Origin of the sequence: Shewanella sp. (assembly GCF_047975355.1) — a bacterium.
In the GTDB taxonomy this organism is placed as follows: domain Bacteria; phylum Pseudomonadota; class Gammaproteobacteria; order Enterobacterales; family Shewanellaceae; genus Shewanella.
In genome coordinates, this window is record NZ_JBKEDJ010000044.1 from 1 (window position 1) to 15,442 (window position 15,442).

Annotated in this window: 18 protein-coding genes; 8 read left to right on the plus strand and 10 right to left on the minus strand. The window is 47.6% G+C overall.

Going from position 1 to position 15,442, the window contains the following annotated elements:
- The 9 genes from ACK5NH_RS12840 to ACK5NH_RS12880 form a co-directional block, all read right to left on the minus strand.
- On the minus strand, positions 1-509 hold a 509-nt coding region (locus ACK5NH_RS12840), incomplete at its 3' end, for an ABC transporter permease (RefSeq protein ID WP_416920628.1).
- Positions 506-1,444, minus strand: coding sequence for an ABC transporter ATP-binding protein (locus tag ACK5NH_RS12845; RefSeq protein WP_416920630.1), 939 nt, complete (start codon positions 1,442-1,444; stop codon positions 506-508). The genes ACK5NH_RS12840 and ACK5NH_RS12845, both read right to left, overlap by 4 nt.
- A 251-nt stretch (positions 1,445-1,695) precedes the next feature.
- A complete protein-coding gene (hpt, locus tag ACK5NH_RS12850; protein WP_011623888.1) occupies positions 1,696-2,226 on the minus strand; it encodes a hypoxanthine phosphoribosyltransferase in 531 nt (176 codons plus the stop codon).
- 7 nt (positions 2,227-2,233) lie between these two features.
- The gene (locus ACK5NH_RS12855) at positions 2,234-2,893 is read right to left on the minus strand and encodes a flavin prenyltransferase UbiX (RefSeq protein ID WP_416920632.1); all 660 of its coding nucleotides are present in this window, start codon (positions 2,891-2,893) and stop codon (positions 2,234-2,236) included.
- Between the two features lies 1 nt (position 2,894).
- Entirely contained in the window at positions 2,895-4,292 is a 1,398-nt protein-coding gene (gene mpl / locus ACK5NH_RS12860; protein WP_416920634.1) for a UDP-N-acetylmuramate:L-alanyl-gamma-D-glutamyl-meso-diaminopimelate ligase, read from the minus strand.
- 171 nt (positions 4,293-4,463) lie between these two features.
- Positions 4,464-5,096: a hypothetical protein gene (locus ACK5NH_RS12865; protein ID WP_416920636.1), complete on the minus strand. Its 633-nt coding sequence runs from the start codon at positions 5,094-5,096 to the stop codon at positions 4,464-4,466.
- Between the two features lie 196 nt (positions 5,097-5,292).
- Complete coding sequence (locus ACK5NH_RS12870) at positions 5,293-6,156, minus strand: sterol desaturase family protein (RefSeq protein WP_416920638.1); 864 nt, start codon at positions 6,154-6,156, stop codon at positions 5,293-5,295.
- A 54-nt stretch (positions 6,157-6,210) separates the two neighbouring features.
- Complete coding sequence (locus ACK5NH_RS12875) at positions 6,211-7,242, minus strand: DUF2804 domain-containing protein (protein WP_416920640.1); 1,032 nt, start codon at positions 7,240-7,242, stop codon at positions 6,211-6,213.
- Between the two features lie 241 nt (positions 7,243-7,483).
- Entirely contained in the window at positions 7,484-8,047 is a 564-nt protein-coding gene (locus ACK5NH_RS12880; RefSeq protein WP_416920642.1) for a porin family protein, read from the minus strand.
- 136 nt (positions 8,048-8,183) lie between these two features.
- Between ACK5NH_RS12880 and ACK5NH_RS12885 the strand changes: the two genes are divergently transcribed.
- From ACK5NH_RS12885 to ACK5NH_RS12900, 4 genes are all read left to right on the plus strand, one after another.
- Complete coding sequence (locus ACK5NH_RS12885) at positions 8,184-8,750, plus strand: YajG family lipoprotein (protein WP_416920644.1); 567 nt, start codon at positions 8,184-8,186, stop codon at positions 8,748-8,750.
- 33 nt (positions 8,751-8,783) lie between these two features.
- Positions 8,784-9,371, plus strand: coding sequence for a peptidylprolyl isomerase (locus ACK5NH_RS12890; RefSeq protein ID WP_416920646.1), 588 nt, complete (start codon positions 8,784-8,786; stop codon positions 9,369-9,371).
- Positions 9,372-9,439: 68 nt separating this feature from the next.
- Entirely contained in the window at positions 9,440-9,760 is a 321-nt protein-coding gene (locus ACK5NH_RS12895) for a hypothetical protein (protein WP_416920648.1), read from the plus strand.
- 148 nt (positions 9,761-9,908) lie between these two features.
- Positions 9,909-11,303 (plus strand): AmpG family muropeptide MFS transporter, encoded by a 1,395-nt coding sequence (locus ACK5NH_RS12900; protein WP_416920650.1) that lies wholly within the window; start codon positions 9,909-9,911, stop codon positions 11,301-11,303.
- 98 nt (positions 11,304-11,401) lie between these two features.
- Here the strand turns inward: ACK5NH_RS12900 and ACK5NH_RS12905 are convergent, their stop codons facing one another.
- Entirely contained in the window at positions 11,402-11,887 is a 486-nt protein-coding gene (locus ACK5NH_RS12905) for a YajQ family cyclic di-GMP-binding protein (protein WP_011623899.1), read from the minus strand.
- Positions 11,888-12,049: 162 nt separating this feature from the next.
- On the opposite strand from ACK5NH_RS12905, the gene ACK5NH_RS12910 reads away from it, so the two are divergent.
- The 4 genes from ACK5NH_RS12910 (at position 12,050) to ACK5NH_RS12925 (ending at position 15,427) form a co-directional block, all read left to right on the plus strand.
- Positions 12,050-12,412 (plus strand): VanZ family protein, encoded by a 363-nt coding sequence (locus ACK5NH_RS12910; RefSeq protein WP_416920652.1) that lies wholly within the window; start codon positions 12,050-12,052, stop codon positions 12,410-12,412.
- The gene (locus tag ACK5NH_RS12915; protein WP_416920654.1) at positions 12,412-13,395 is read left to right on the plus strand and encodes a ketopantoate reductase family protein; all 984 of its coding nucleotides are present in this window, start codon (positions 12,412-12,414) and stop codon (positions 13,393-13,395) included. Before ACK5NH_RS12910 ends, ACK5NH_RS12915 begins: the two co-directional genes overlap by 1 nt.
- 296 nt (positions 13,396-13,691) lie before the next feature.
- Positions 13,692-14,030, plus strand: a complete 339-nt coding sequence (locus ACK5NH_RS12920) for a P-II family nitrogen regulator (protein ID WP_011625272.1) — start codon at positions 13,692-13,694, stop codon at positions 14,028-14,030.
- The gene (locus ACK5NH_RS12925) at positions 14,027-15,427 is read left to right on the plus strand and encodes an ammonium transporter (protein ID WP_416920657.1); all 1,401 of its coding nucleotides are present in this window, start codon (positions 14,027-14,029) and stop codon (positions 15,425-15,427) included. The genes ACK5NH_RS12920 and ACK5NH_RS12925 overlap by 4 nt, the downstream gene beginning before the upstream one ends.
- Positions 15,428-15,442 lie beyond the last annotated feature (15 nt).

Here is a 15,442-nt window from a genome sequence, read left to right on the forward strand (position 1 = left end):
ATATCATCGAAACTCTTGGCAAATACCGCATTAATTAATCCCCCTAAGGAGAACAGCACTGAGGTTAAAAATACCGTCATGACCACAAGGCCTGCATGGTGCAAGCTGATGTCGACAAAGAACATGGCGACAAGCGTGACGATTAAACCAACGCATAAGCCGCGAGCGACACCGCCACCCACGTAGCCTGCGATCATCACATAGTGAGGTACGGGCGCGACCATTAACTCCTCGAGATTGCGTTGAAATTTCGCGCTATAGAAAGAGCTCGCCACATTCGAATAGGAGTTAGTAATCACCGACATCATGATTAGACCTGGCGCGATAAACTCCATATAAGATACGCCCCCCATATCGCCAATGCGGCTACCGACCAAGTTGCCAAAAATCAAAAAATACAAGGTCATAGTGATTGCAGGCGGAACTAAGGTCTGGATCCAGATCCGGGTAAAACGATTGATTTCCTTAGTTAATATGCTTTTGAAGGCGATAAAATACAGCTGTTTCATGCCTTAGCTCCTTGGGTTTTCTTCACTAACTCGACGAAGAGTTCTTCTAAACGATTGGATTTATTACGCATCGACAAAACCTCTACCTTAGCGGCGGTTAATTGCGTAAATACATCATTGAGATTGTGATCCTTCGCCACATCGACCTCTAAGGTATGCGGATCGGTTAAACGGCACACCATGCCTTCGAGAGTAGGGGCGACATCGATGTCGCGACGTAGATCGAGGATAAAGGTTTCGAGATTCAGCTTACTCAGCAAAGCTTTCATGCTAGTACACTCCACCAGCACGCCCTTATCGATAATGCCGATATTACGACACAGCATTTCAGCTTCTTCAAGGTAGTGGGTGGTCAGAATGATAGTCACGCCCTGCTGGTTGATTTGCTTGAGGAATTCCCACATTGAGCGGCGCAGCTCAATATCGACCCCCGCAGTTGGCTCATCTAAGATCAGTAACTTAGGTTCGTGCATTAGGGCCCTAGCAATCATTAAGCGCCGCTTCATCCCCCCCGACAGCGTACGGGACTGACTATTGCGCTTATCCCACAAATCCAGCTGGCTTAAGTATTTTTGGGCTCGCTCAAGAGCCACGGCTTTAGGCACACCATAATAACCTGCCTGATTCACTACGATTTGCAGTACCGTTTCAAACTGGTTGAAGTTAAATTCCTGCGGCAGTAAACCTATACACAGCTTGGCTTCTTCAAGCTGCTTATCGATATCAAAATCAAAAACGTGAACAGAGCCAGCGGTTTTCTGTACCAAGGAGCTGATGATGCCAATGGTAGTCGACTTACCTGCGCCGTTCGGGCCTAGCAGGGCGAAAAAGTCTCCCTGCTCAACGGTAAGGCTAATCCCCTTTACCGCCTCAACACCGCCTTTGTAGGTTTTTTTTAGCCCCTCGAGTACGAGAGCATGGGCATGATTGGCCATAGTGCTATCTGATCCTGAAAGAATGAACAAAACAATAAGATGGTGTCGAAAACAGCAAATGCAACACGCCAAGCTGTATAAAAACGAAGTATGACTCTAGTTGATTGAATCAATACAGATTAATTTATTAAAAATAACTAATAGATCACCAAACACGGTTAAGTAACCCCAAACAACATTTGCGTCGCCAACTTTCGGCACAAAACAAAACTCCCGCCTAGGCGGGAGTTTAAGTCATAACGCATCGGGGCTTATTCGAGCGGCACCACTTTGGCGATATAAGGCAAGTTGCGGTATTGCTCAGCATAATCGATGCCGTAACCCACAATAAACTCGTCAGGAATCGTAAAACCGATAAAGTCGACTTTAACATCCACTTCGCGGCGCTCGGGTTTATCCAACAGAGTGCACAGGGCTAAGCTCTTTGGCTCACGCAATAACAGCATTTCGCGCACTTTGTTTAAAGTGTTGCCCGAGTCAATTAAGTCTTCCACAATCAGCACGTCGCGGCCAGCGATATCCGATTGCACATCCTTCAGCACTTTCACATCCCGTGAGCTGGTCATGGCATTGCCATAGCTCGAAACCGACATAAAATCGATTTCAACATGGCCTTTAATACGGCGGCACAGATCAGCCATAAATACGACTGAGCCTTTTAACAATCCCACCATCAGCAAACGCTCGCTGTTGGCATAGTGGGCATTGATTTGCTCGGCCATTTGATCCAATTTTTGGCTGATCTCTTCGGCGGAGATCATCACTTCGGTGGTGTGTTTCATATCAGTCTCAATTGTCGATGTCATTGGGGGAGTGTTTGTCGTAGCCCCAGCGACTCGTTAATGCATGGTCAACGCCCAAATGATCGAGGATTCGAGCGACCATGAAGTCTACCAGATCTTCTACAGATTTGGGATTATGATAAAAGCCCGGTGCCGCAGGCATAATAGTTACACCTAAGCGAGACAGGTTTAGCATATGCTCTAAGTGTATGGCATTAAACGGGGTTTCCCGCGGAACCAGGATCAGCTGACCGCGCTCTTTTAACACCACGTCCGCCGCACGTTCGAGCAAATTATTGCTCATCCCCGTTGCAACAGCCGCAAGAGTCCCCGTCGAGCAAGGGCAAATCACCATTTGCTTAGGTGCCGCGCTACCGGATGCTGGCGGCGAAAACCATTCATCTTTGCCTAAAACCACTAGCTCGCCAGATAAAGTCGTATTCTTTTCTGCAAGCACTTGCTGCAATTGCGCCTTGGCTTTATCGCTGTTAGCACTAAGCTGCAGGCCATGTTCTGTGGCCAGCACCACACGGGCAGCGCTCGAGATCATTAAAAACACTTGATAGCCCGAGGCCAATAAGCATTCTAATAATTTCAAACCATAGGGCGCGCCCGAGGCACCTGTCCATGCTAAACTAATGGACTTTGATGATTTGGCATAGGCCATATTAGTTCGCCTGCTCGACAAACTGTGGACTGACTTCGAGCGCTGCCAACAGTTTCTTATGTAAGCCGCCAAAACCGCCGTTACTCATGACAACGATAGTGTCACCCGCTTTTGCCGAGGCGGCCACTTTAGCCACAACTTCATCAATTTGGTGCAATACAGTAACGGGGATCACCGCCGCTTCCATCGCCTCTTTCATATTCCAATCGATAGTATCGGCTTGATATAAAAAGGCTTCGTCCGCTTGCAGCATTGAATGGGCCAACGTGTCTTTGTGCACACCACTCTTCATCGTGTTTGAGCGCGGCTCTAATACGATAGTGATTTTGCTTTGACCCACCTTGGCACGTATACCTTTGATTGTTGTCGCAATCGCTGTCGGATGGTGGGCAAAATCATCGTATATGCTCACACCGTGGACAGTGCCCAACAGCTCAAGACGACGTTTAGGCGGTACAAAGCGGGTTAATGCATCAATCGCAGCACTCGGTTTAACCCCCACATGGCGCGCTGCCGCGATCGCCATCATAGCGTTTTCGATATTGTGTTGACCAATCAGCGCCCACTCGAGCACGCCTTGGGATTCGCCATCGAAGAAAACCTCAAACTCATGGCAATCATCACTTAACGCCTTAGCATGCCAACCCTTGGTCACTTCAGCGGTATGGAAAGTCTCTTGTTCGCTCCAGCAGCCCATATCGATAGTTTGCCTCACCGCGTGGGAATCGGCTGGCCAAATCACTTTGCCTTGTCCTGGCACGGTTCGGATCAGATGATGGAACTGTTTTTGGATCGCCGCTAAATCGGCAAAAATATCGGCATGGTCAAATTCGAGGTTATTAATCACCAGTGTACGTGGATGATAATGCACAAATTTAGAACGCTTATCGAAGAAGGCGCTGTCGTATTCATCGGCTTCAACGACAAAAAACGCCGATTCGCCTAAACGGGCCGATACGCCAAAGTTTTGCGGCACGCCACCAATCAAAAAGCCTGGTTGATAACCGCAGTCCTCTAAGATCCACGCCAGCATGCTTGAGGTGGAAGTCTTTCCGTGGGTGCCAGACACGGCTAACACCCAACGCTCAGGCAAAATATGATCGGCTAAAAACTGTGGTCCTGAGGTGTAAGGGATCCCAAGGTTTAATACCGCTTCGACACAAGGATTGCCTCGGCTCATGGCATTACCTATCACCACGAGATCGGGATAACTGCCCGCTTCACCTAACTGACTTGGGTCGAAACCTTGAATGAGTTCAATACCTTGCTCTTCAAGCTGCGTACTCATCGGTGGGTAGACGTTGGCATCCGAGCCTGTCACTCTGTGCCCTTTTGCCCTAGCCAAGAGTGCTAGGCCACCCATGAAGGTTCCACAAATTCCTAAAATATGTACGTGCATACCGCTCGCTCTGATGTTTTTGAATTCAAGGCTATTCTAATCCATAGCACCGCAGATTGGCAGGTTAGGATCTCGGAAAAGCCACCTGTTTGGCAAAGAACTTGATAGCGAAAGGGATTTTTACAATTGGATGAAATTTAGCTAACAGAATTGTGCCACTACGCTCACTTATTAGCGCAAGCTGGCATAAAGTTTAGGGTACTGACTGCGGTGACGATTAAAGAGGAACTGACGCAGGGCCTCACGCTCTTCGGTTTCGGCCTCAAATCTGACAATTGCTAACCCTTGTTCGTGACGTATGGGCTCAATCTTTACCCGCATGGTTTCGCCATCGGGCAGCTGTAACTGCAATTCCTGGCTATCGATCAATTGCTCAAACTGTTGTGGTGATTTAGCACGAATCGCCATACCGGAACTCGACAAAGACACCACAGACCATTGCTCGCCCTGATCTTGGTCGAATATCCACACATCCTCAGGCTGTGCCACACGCCAACTCCGCTCCGCACCAATAGTGTCGAACACTTCTGGTACACCCAGAGTAGGTTGCAATTGACCAAAATCATCGAGGCGCATCTCGAGGGGAAACCAGAGTTTATAAGGACCGACTTCAGCCAACAGAGTCAACTTAGCCTTACCTAATAGTGAGGCAAGCACCTGCGGTACATCAGTTTTTACCGTCAGCACATGGTTAACCAAAGACTCGGTATTAGCGTCTTCGGTACTATGAGTTATACGATTAGGGGAAAATAGCTCTCTAAAACAAGCCAATTCCTCTAAGGTTAAATGCGGCTCATCAACCATACGGCAACCTACTCAGATGAATCACTTGTACAAAAAATTACCACCAAAGCATGGCGCTGTACATTTTTTCAGCGTGCAATTTGCAAAAAAAGAAAAGTAGGCTAACAAGGCTGAGGTCTGACTCCAATTAGCCATTTGCACTATTTGGAGGTGACATTTGTCGTATTTGAGAGTGGAAAGTGAGTATTAAGGTAAATCACTCATCCTTTTGCTGACTGGCGGGTGGCGCAAAGAGCAGCTTGAATCGCTCCGAAAAACTCAGCTCCTTAGTCGTTACATCCCTAAACATATCGCGCCATTCACTGAAGGTGACTTTGAGCGGATTAAAACTGTTAACGGGTTTAGTGATACCATAAATCACTGTTTCCTCCTCTGGGACAAAGGTACCGAAGAGTTTGTCCCAAATGATCAAGATACCGGCATAATTTTTATCGATATATTGGGGATTGCGCCCATGGTGCACCCTATGATGGGAAGGCGTATTAAAAAGCCATTCTAATGGCCCAAGCTTTCTTACCGCTTGAGTATGTACAAAAAACTGTAATCCCAAGTTCAGCAGCACCACGAAGACCACCCAATTAGGATCAAAGCCAATAATCACCAGCGGCAACCAAAACAACCACATGCCAGCGAAGGGATACATCAAACTCTGCCGAAACGCGGTGCTGAAGTTCATATTCTCCGAGCTATGGTGTACCACATGGGCCGCCCACATCCAGCGCACCCGATGGCTCGCACGGTGAAACCAGTAATAGCAAAAATCTTGGGCAATCATCAGCAACACAAAGCTGAGTGGCCCCATTTGAATATCGAATAATTTCCAGCCAAATACCGCCAGATACAACTTAGCGATCAATACCCCCGCTAGAATATCCGCCCCTTGATGCATGGCGGCAAGACTAAAATTACACAGCACTTCCTTCGGGTGGTATCGGGCACTCATTGGCAATTTTTGTCTTCTGTCGCCGAAGTACCATTCCAGCAAAATGCAGACAAAAAATAGTGGAGCCAGTACCAGCAACAATATCTCAGGGTGATTGATTAACGCGGCGATATCCATATACCTTATCCTATTGTTATTCTTGTTATATTAAAGCGTAAATCAGCCCTTAACCTACCAGCGGGCGTAATGATCCTCGGTCAATCCCAACACATTATCGAGTTGGAATTTACGTCCCTGATTGTCAATAATGAAGCCACTAAAAAGCCCCAGATATTGACGAAAATTACTCTTAAGTAAGATAAAATTGCGCTTCTCACTACGGCAATTACGTGCCGAAAACTCTAAATCGACCCGACCATCGTGGCTATGAATACGCCAAAGATCAGTGCCCTGCTGGCCATGACGATCAAATTCAAATTGTACCGGCCCGAGTAAATGCCGCTCACCATTGATCCAAAATACGTTCTCATTGCCCCCGGTTTCATTAACGCCAGCGGCAAGATTTAATCCAATCACCCCTTCATCAATTTGGCTATTGATGGATGCCCAGCGCCAACTGGTGTCCCTACGCATAAACCCCGCGGAAAAATCATAACCTGCAAGGGCAAAATTCAATGGTTGCGGTTCATGGTCTATGGTGAGTTGTCCTTTGACCGATAAGCCATTGTGTTTTTGGGTATAGGTCCAGCCGTTGTATCCCGTGGGACTACACATGGCCATAGGTAAACTTAAGGGTAAGGCATGCAGGGTTAAATCGGCTTGAATACTTTTAGTATCAATGACTAAATGCCAATTACCCTCTTGGATCTTAAAAGTCACGCTAGCGCCTTTACCGCCGATTGCGGCAACCCCGTTGGCGGGTGAAGGCGTCATCCGGTAGCCAATCCCAAAGGGTTTTAGCCAGTCCTGTTGAGTTAAGCTGTTGTTTTTAATGTTATATAAATAACAGAAACCACTCCCCAGATAAGCGATATCCGCCAGTGCAATGCCAATGATGTAGCGCGGCGTGATAATCGAAATAAACTGGAACTGCTTAAAATCAAACCGTTTTGCCCAGGCCGATGCGGGCTTGTCCATGGTATCGAAATAGGCAAAATCCGCTAAACCTAAGCTACCGACTATGCCATCGAAATGGCCGAAATGTGGCTGACCTTTGGCATTGATTAAACTGTCGGGGGCGATTTGGGTAATAATCCTAGACATAAACTCGCCTTTGCTTGTGCTGTCGAAGGAGCATTTATGCTCTCTTATTTAATGTTGAATTTTTACTCTAACCTGTCGCCCATTGCATTAAAAGAGTGCAAGCTCAAATTGTTGTGATTTTGTTGCCGGCGAGAATTTGGTTTAATCTCCCCCCTAAAGCCATTAAAAAAGCGCCTGAGGGCGCTTAATTGAAACAAACTCATACGCCAACTATGACGATTGAACCTGTAGCGGGAAACCGTTAGAAACGATAGCTCATGCCAAAGTTTACCCCTTGTAACTCTAACTCTTTCATCGGCACATATTGGTATTCTAGGTTCAGCCCAAAGCCCGACTGGAAACGATATTGCCAACCGACCGCGCCGTAAAAGCCTACATCGTCCGAATCCATCTCTTGCTTATCCATCTCATAACTCACTTGGGTGTAAGCAGCGCCGAGTTTGGCGTACAAACTATTACCACGGGAGAGCGCATATTCGCCATAGGCGGTAGCTCTAACACCTTGGAAGCGTAAATCTTTTATGTCGCTGAATGTACTAACGAGCGCACTTGCCACGCCACCAGACCCCGCTAAATACCCTGCTTCAAACCCCAAATTCTCGTTGAACATATAGCGATAATATAAGTCGCTGGTGAAGGTATCGCCGGCATCATATTTACCGCTCTTGGTCTCAAATTCTTGAGTGCCATAACCTAAGCTGCCACCTAACACATGGGGTGAATCTGTGGCATTCGCTTTACCCACAACAAGACTCGCAAACAACACGCAGGACAATATCCAAGTGTTGATTGTTAAGTATTTCATATTATTTAAATTCAGTATTCAAATGAAGGCACATCATAACCTTTGCACCTGTATAAGGACTGAACCCGAGTGCATTGTGGTATCGGGAGGGATTTCTGGTATGCTGTAGCCACTTTTTACTTGCATGAGATCCCCCATGAAAAGGTTATTTTTGACGCTGACTTTCCCCCTGCTCTTCGTGGGCTGCGCGAGCCAAAATCCGACTCATATGGCATTTAGCCCACAGGTTCCCGATATTAGCCAACAGACTTCCAGACCCGTACAGATCTCATTGGATACTGTCGATACCCGTAACGTCGAATACGTGGCGCGCTTTATGGAAGAAGGTACTAAGACTCGTCTCGTCGGTCCGAGTGAGCCACCTAAATTATTGCTTGATGAAGTATTCCGTAACGGTTTCACTCAAGCGGGCTATCAGATTGATCCAAGTGCGACCAACTCTGTTCAAGTTCAACTAGAAGAATTACAGATGGATGTCACTAAAAAGACCTTCGGTTACGAGGCCAAACACAGCGTGCTGATTGCCGTACAAGCCCGAAATTCCAGTCAAGAATTGGTCAAACGCTATAAAGCCAAGGGCACATTAAAGGGCCCCTTAACGCCAGACTTTGCCACTCTAGAGCTGGATATGAACAAGTTACTCGGCCAACTCACAGGGGAAATTTTGAATGACCCTGAGTTAAACCAATTCCTGCAACAATAATAGTGCTAATCGGTAATTAATAAGGAAATCATAATGTTTCGTTGGATATCTGCACTCTTAGTTCTCTGTGCCAGCTATAGCAGTTGGGCGGCAATCGACATTCAACCCGATACCTTGTATCCCCAAGTCGAGTTTGATACTAGCTTAGGTAAGATAGTGGTCGAACTCGATAGAACCCGCGCACCGATTACCGTTGATAACTTTCTGACCTATGTAGTCAAAGGCGAGTACAACAATACGATTTTCCATCGCATTATCAGTGACTTTGTCGTTCAAGGTGGCGGACTAAACCCACAATTAGAAGAGTTACCCACAGGCAAGGCAATATTTAACGAGTCTGGCAACGGCTTATCCAACAGCATGGGCACTATTGCGATGGCGCGCGACAACGATCCTCATTCGGCTACCCGTCAGTTTTACTTCAACGTGGCGGATAACACTAAGCTGGATCCATCCAAACGTCGTTGGGGTTATGCGGTATTTGGTGAAGTAATTGAGGGTAAGCAAGTACTGGAAGCCATGGCCGTGGTCGAGACTACCACCAATGCCAAACTGAATTGGCCCGATGTGCCTGTGACACCTATCATATTGAAAACAGCTAAATTACTGCCGAAAAAATAATCGAAAAAATTTGAGCAAAAGCCCTAATCCTCTGTCTATACTCAAAAGGCAACAGAAAGGAGGCAAGGGTGACGATTGAAGAATTTATCGATAATAAAGCGCCCCAACTTGCTATGTATGGCAAAGCATTTTTGAGTGACGAGCTCGATTTCCATGAAGTCCAGCTCTATCTTTGGGACACACTCGAGGAATGGCAATTACTCATTCCGACCAGTGAAGCGCAAACAGAAACGGAAACCGTGTTTTGGCATTTGCTCCATAGTTTTAACAAATGGCCTGACTGGATGATCCGCGGCAACCAGTACCTGTATCAGCAGTTACATGCGTGCTGTGACTTCCTCAGTTTGGGAGGCCAAATGCCCTCAGGATGTATTGGTATTCGGCCTTGAGAACACGAGCCTTAAAGACTCAGCTTGCTGGGTCTTTTTATTTTCATCCATCAGCACACAAATCCATCGAACATCAAAAGGATAAGTATTAGTCCTTGAACCTAACCGCATCTTACCCGTAAGCTAGTCGGATTCGACTCCTCGGCTAATGCTTATGTTCGTCATCGGTTTAAATCGGCGCATCTTAGAATTCTTTAGCGTTTACTATCATAAGCGCGTTTTGATACTGCTGTTACTTGGCTTTTCTGCTGGCCTGCCATTGATGTTGGTATTTTCAACCTTATCTTTTTGGCTGCGGGAAGCGGGGGTCGATCGCACTTCTATCGGCTATTTCAGTTGGATAGCCTTGGCCTATGCTTTCAAATGGGCTTGGTCGCCCTTGGTGGACAGATTATCTTTACCCTTACTGACGCGCTTTTTAGGCCGGCGCCGCAGTTGGATGTTGTTCGCCCAGCTGCTGTTGGTCTGTGCGATTTTAGGCATGTCCTTTAGCGATCCACTTCAAGATCTCGAACGCTTGGCCGTATTCGCCTTAATGGTCGCCTTTGCATCCGCTACTCAAGATATTGTGATTGATGCCTTTCGTATCGAATCGGCCCCAGAAAAAATGCAGGCCGCGCTTGCCGCCGCCTATCAGGTGGGGTATCGCAGTGCCATGATTGTGGCCACCGCAGGGGCGCTGACCATTGCCGCTTGGGTTGAGCCCGGTAATATCGAATATAACTTAATCGCTTGGCAAACCTCATATTTAGTGATGGCAGGACTGATGTTTATCGGGGTGTTAACGACGCTTTTTAGCCGAGAGCCACTGGTCGATACACGCGCCGCTGATGAGACCGAATTAGCAGTAAAACAACGCTTAAGCGAGCGTTACCCAAAGCCGATTGCTGCGAGTCTCTCGTGGATTTATACCTCCAGCGTACTGCCCTTTATCGACTTTTTTAAACGCTATGGCCGTAGCGCTATTTTGATTTTATTACTGATATCCTGCTATCGCATCTCGGATATTGTGATGGGGATTATGGCAAACGTCTTCTATGTAGACATGGGATTTACCAAGGAAGAGATTGCTTATCTGAGTAAGATCTACGGTCTTATCATGACCTTAGTTGGCGCCGCCTTCGGCGGCATCCTGTTAGCACGCTTCGGCACTATGAGGATCTTATTCCTTGGCGCGTTCCTAGTCGCCGTAACCAATCTGCTGTTTGCCTGGCAAGCGATGATTGGTTATAACGTCCAATTTTTAACCTTTGCCATCTCGGTCGATAACTTTAGCGCCGGCATTGCCACCGCCGCCTTTATCGCTTACCTCTCAAGCCTCACCAGCAGTGGCTACAGTGCCACCCAATATGCCCTGCTCTCCTCGATTATGCTGCTCTTCCCTAAGTTTATTGCTGGCTTCTCGGGCGCCTATGTCGATGCCTATGGGTATGTGAACTTCTTCGTCGCCGCCAGTGTGATTGGCTTTCCTGTGCTGTTACTCATTCATTTAGTGAATAAATACTCGCCACACGTCAGTGCCAAGTCAGACCAAGAAGAATAATCATAAAAAAGCCCCAGACCGTAAATGGTTTGGGGCTCGAGGTATTTTCCAAGCTTAAGTTAGCTTAACGCGAACTAAAGCTAAACCAACATTCACGATTAATCGCGGAAGTTATTGAATTGGAAAGGCTGACCTAGGTCTGCTTGACGTACTAATGCCATCACAGCTTGTAAATCATCGCGAGCCTTACCCGTAACACGCACTGTGTCGCCTTGGATCTGAGATTGCACTTTAATCTTGCTATCCTTGACCATCTTAACGATTTTCTTGGCGATATCCGTCTCGATCCCCTGCTTAAAGCGCACTTTAAGGGAGAAGGTTTTGCCACTGTGAACCGACTTTTCGTCTACATCCATAGTCGAAGGCTCAACATTACGTTTGCTCAATTGGGTACGCAGAATATCGACCAACTGTTTGCACTGGAAATCATCTTCCGCGGTGAGAGTCACCACATGATCTTTATATTCGATGCTGGCATCTTTACCACGAAAATCGAATCGGCTGCTGAGTTCACGGCGGGAGTTTTCGACCGCGTTACGTAATTCAACCTCATCCACTTCAGACACAATATCAAATGAAGGCATAGTTGCCGCCCCTTAGGTGATTGTAAATGCCCATAGTTTACCGACTCCCTCCCCCAAGTTGAAGGTTAACTTTGTCCAAGCAAGATAAAACTCGGGTTATGGATGACTTTGGCGGCACATTTTCCTATTATGGCGTCACACTAAGATAATCAAATTGTATTTGTGATAATTAAAAACACCCTATTCAAATTGGCTTTAGCCGTAGCCTTTGTCGTGATCAGTTATCTGGTGTTTTCCAGACCAACCTATTCGCAAAGTATCCCCAATATCGATAAGATAGGCCATCTTGGGAGCTTCTTCTGCCTCTCCTATCTTACTTTTCTCGCCTTTCGCCCTAAGTGGTATTGGCTCTCGATGGTACTCGCCACCTACGCGATTTTGATTGAGCTAGTTCAGTCCCGTTTACCCTACCGCAGCGCCTCTGTCGGTGACGTATTAGCGGATTTTTCCGGTATCGCCTTGTTTTATTTCTGTCTTTGGGCCTATCGAAAATATTTTAGCGCCGCCCAACTTAAGGAAGAATAATGTTAGGCCAAGGTGCGCCATCAGCTGTGGAGCCTCAAACAACAGACATCGCAATTTTAGGTGCAGGCGCCGTGGGGCAATTAATTTGCCATCAACTGCATTCGGCGGGATTAGCCGTAGGTTTGATAGCGCGGGAGATCTCAGCCTCCCCTTCCGAGGCAACGGATTGGCAAGACCTAGTGTTTTGCCCTATGCCGTCAAATGATGCCAATACCGACTCAGTATCCTACCGAGTGCCCCAATTTGGCTTAAACAGCACTAGCTTGCAGCAAATCAAGCTGTTGATCATGTGTGTAAAGGCTTATCAAGTACTTGATGCAATAAGCCCGTTACTCGAAAAGCTCTCGCCACAGTGTCATATCCTGTTGTTGCATAATGGCATGGGTCCACACTTGGCACTGACGCCCAAATTAAATGGCCGCGGCCTAAGCCTAGGCACCACCTCCCAAGGAGTATTGCGCCAGTCTCGCTGGCAAGTCAGGCAAACAGGCCAAGGCCTAACCCAGTTTGGCCATTTTACCGGCCCTGCATTAAACCAAACGCTGCAGGACGGCCTGCTCAAAGCCATCCCCAACAGTGAATGGGTTGAGGCGATTATCCCCTGTCTTTGGCAAAAGCTCGCGGTAAACGCAGCGATTAATCCCCTAACCGCCCTGCATCAATGTCCAAATGGCACATTGGCTCAAGCGCAATTTACCCAGATCATTGCCAGTATCTTAGATGAACTGGTCGAGGTTGCCGCCCATGATAGCGTTGAGCTAAATAGGCAGTTCTTGGAAGAACGCGTGTATCGGGTGATTGAACTTACGGCTGCGAACTTCTCGTCGATGCACCAAGATGTGGCACACCATAGGCCAACCGAGATTGAGCAAATTAACGGCTATATTTGCGACCGCGCCAGCGCGCACGGTTTAAGTGCACCCATCAATGCCCAAATCTGCCAAGCTATTAAACAACTCTCGGCGACAAAACCAAAGATTTAATAAATTCAATTATCTGATTTTAAAAAGATTTAACAATAACCAACCATCATAAATCAAACTAGGCGATATTCTGCTACCTTCAAATGCACTCTAATTGGCATTTTTCATACTAAATGCACCATTACTTCGCACCAAATCGGTGCTTAATCATCTGTTTTTGCACTCTTTTGCTGCAAAACAAAGGCTTATTTAAGTGCGATATATTGTTAACGCAATGATAATAAAACCATTGTTGTTATGGCCTGATTCCTGCTTTGTTCACCCCACTTACGTCTGAAGTTCGTTGGAGAATAAAGTTGAAACTCATCACCGCTATTATTAAACCCTTTAAAATTGATGATGTACGTGAAGCACTGACGCAACTTGGCATCCAAGGTATGACAGTGACCGAAGTGCGCGGCTTTGGTCGCCAAAAGGGACATACAGAGCTATATCGCGGCGCCGAATATGCGGTCGACTTTCTCCCCAAAATGAAGCTCGAAATCGCCATCCATTCCGAGCAAGAAGATGCGGTCATCGAAGCCATTGTTGCCGCCGCCCACACGGGTAAAGTCGGTGACGGCAAGATATTCGTCACCCCACTCGAGCAAGTGATCCGTGTACGCACCTCGGAAGAAGGGAGTGATGCGATATGATCCAACAGACAGCCGCACTTAACGCTAAGCTCGAGCGCAGCACGAATACGCCAAACGACCAGCACGATAAGTTCGCTCAGCCAAACGCCCGTTATTCAAAATTGGGTTATCAGGCATTATTGGCTCTGCTCACCAGCGGCTTTGCGAGCTCGGTTTTGGCCGATGAGGCGCAGCTCAGCGGCGCCAATACAGCATGGATTTTAAGCTCATCTGCTCTCGTCCTATTGATGACACTTCCAGGGCTGGCACTGTTTTACGGCGGTCTGGTGCGCAGTAAAAACGTGCTATCGATTTTAATGCAGTGTTTTTCTATCGCTGCTATAGCCTCTGTACTGTGGTTTGTGGTGGGTTACTCCATCGCCTTCGATACTGGCAACGGTTTTATCGGTGGGCTGGGCAAAGCTTTTCTAGCCAGCATTGGTCGCGACAGTGTCAGTGGGGATATTCCTGAACCTCTGTTTATGCTATTCCAAATGACCTTCGCCATTATCACGCCAGCGCTGATCATCGGTGGCTTTGCCGAGCGGATGAGGTTCTCCGCCGTACTGATGTTTTCAAGCGCTTGGTTACTGTTAGTCTATGCACCTATTACCCACTGGGTGTGGGGCGGCGGCTGGTTGGCCGAGCTTGGATTGTATGACTTTGCTGGCGGCACAGTTGTACACATTACCGCTGGGGTGGCGGCACTGGTGGCGGCAAAAGTGTTAGGGCCGCGTAAGGGATTCTTAAACTCGGCCATTATGCCCCATAACTTGACCATGACAGTGACAGGCGCGGGCATGCTGTGGGTGGGCTGGTTTGGCTTTAATGGCGGCAGCGCCTTAGGCGCCAATGGCACTGCGGCCATGGCGATACTCGCGACCCATTTAGCAGCGTCGATGGGCGCCATTACTTGGGCGGGTATCGAGTGGTATAAATTTGGTAAGGCCAGTGCGCTTGGTATCGTCACTGGCATGGTGGCAGGCCTTGGCACTATCACGCCGGCATCGGGTTATGTTGGCCCTGCAGGCGCATTAGTGATCGGTTTTCTTGGCGGCGTGGTTTGCTTCTTTTCAACTGTTTATATTAAACAAAAGCTTAAGATTGACGACTCGCTAGATGTGTTCCCAGTACACGGTGTCGGCGGCATTCTCGGTACTTTGCTGGCGGGAGTATTTAGTTCGACTCATCTTGGGATATTCAGCGGTTATGGTTTTGCCAGTGTTAACCCCACTATGCTCGACCAACTCGGGGCGCAGGCCATTGGGGTTATTGCCACCTTGAGTTACACCGCCCTAGTGTCTTGGTTGTTGTTTATGGTCATTGGCAAAATCCTCGGTGGACTTCGTGTCAGCACCGAACAAGAAGTGAATGGCCTCGATCTTTCCGAACATGAAGAAACAGGCTACAGCCTCTAATACTCGCCTCGCAAA

Coding starts and splice junctions, on each gene's coding strand:
- ACK5NH_RS12845 (WP_416920630.1), bottom strand. CDS start 1,444: ATGGCCAATCATGCCCATGCTCTCGTACTCGAGGGGCTAAAAAAAACC.
- hpt (WP_011623888.1), bottom strand. CDS start 2,226: ATGAAACACACCACCGAAGTGATGATCTCCGCCGAAGAGATCAGCCAA.
- ACK5NH_RS12855 (WP_416920632.1), bottom strand. CDS start 2,893: ATGGCCTATGCCAAATCATCAAAGTCCATTAGTTTAGCATGGACAGGT.
- mpl (WP_416920634.1), bottom strand. CDS start 4,292: ATGCACGTACATATTTTAGGAATTTGTGGAACCTTCATGGGTGGCCTA.
- ACK5NH_RS12865 (WP_416920636.1), bottom strand. CDS start 5,096: ATGGTTGATGAGCCGCATTTAACCTTAGAGGAATTGGCTTGTTTTAGA.
- ACK5NH_RS12870 (WP_416920638.1), bottom strand. CDS start 6,156: ATGGATATCGCCGCGTTAATCAATCACCCTGAGATATTGTTGCTGGTA.
- ACK5NH_RS12875 (WP_416920640.1), bottom strand. CDS start 7,242: ATGTCTAGGATTATTACCCAAATCGCCCCCGACAGTTTAATCAATGCC.
- ACK5NH_RS12880 (WP_416920642.1), bottom strand. CDS start 8,047: ATGAAATACTTAACAATCAACACTTGGATATTGTCCTGCGTGTTGTTT.
- ACK5NH_RS12885 (WP_416920644.1), top strand. CDS start 8,184: ATGAAAAGGTTATTTTTGACGCTGACTTTCCCCCTGCTCTTCGTGGGC.
- ACK5NH_RS12890 (WP_416920646.1), top strand. CDS start 8,784: ATGTTTCGTTGGATATCTGCACTCTTAGTTCTCTGTGCCAGCTATAGC.
- ACK5NH_RS12900 (WP_416920650.1), top strand. CDS start 9,909: ATGCTTATGTTCGTCATCGGTTTAAATCGGCGCATCTTAGAATTCTTT.
- ACK5NH_RS12905 (WP_011623899.1), bottom strand. CDS start 11,887: ATGCCTTCATTTGATATTGTGTCTGAAGTGGATGAGGTTGAATTACGT.
- ACK5NH_RS12915 (WP_416920654.1), top strand. CDS start 12,412: ATGTTAGGCCAAGGTGCGCCATCAGCTGTGGAGCCTCAAACAACAGAC.
- ACK5NH_RS12925 (WP_416920657.1), top strand. CDS start 14,027: ATGATCCAACAGACAGCCGCACTTAACGCTAAGCTCGAGCGCAGCACG.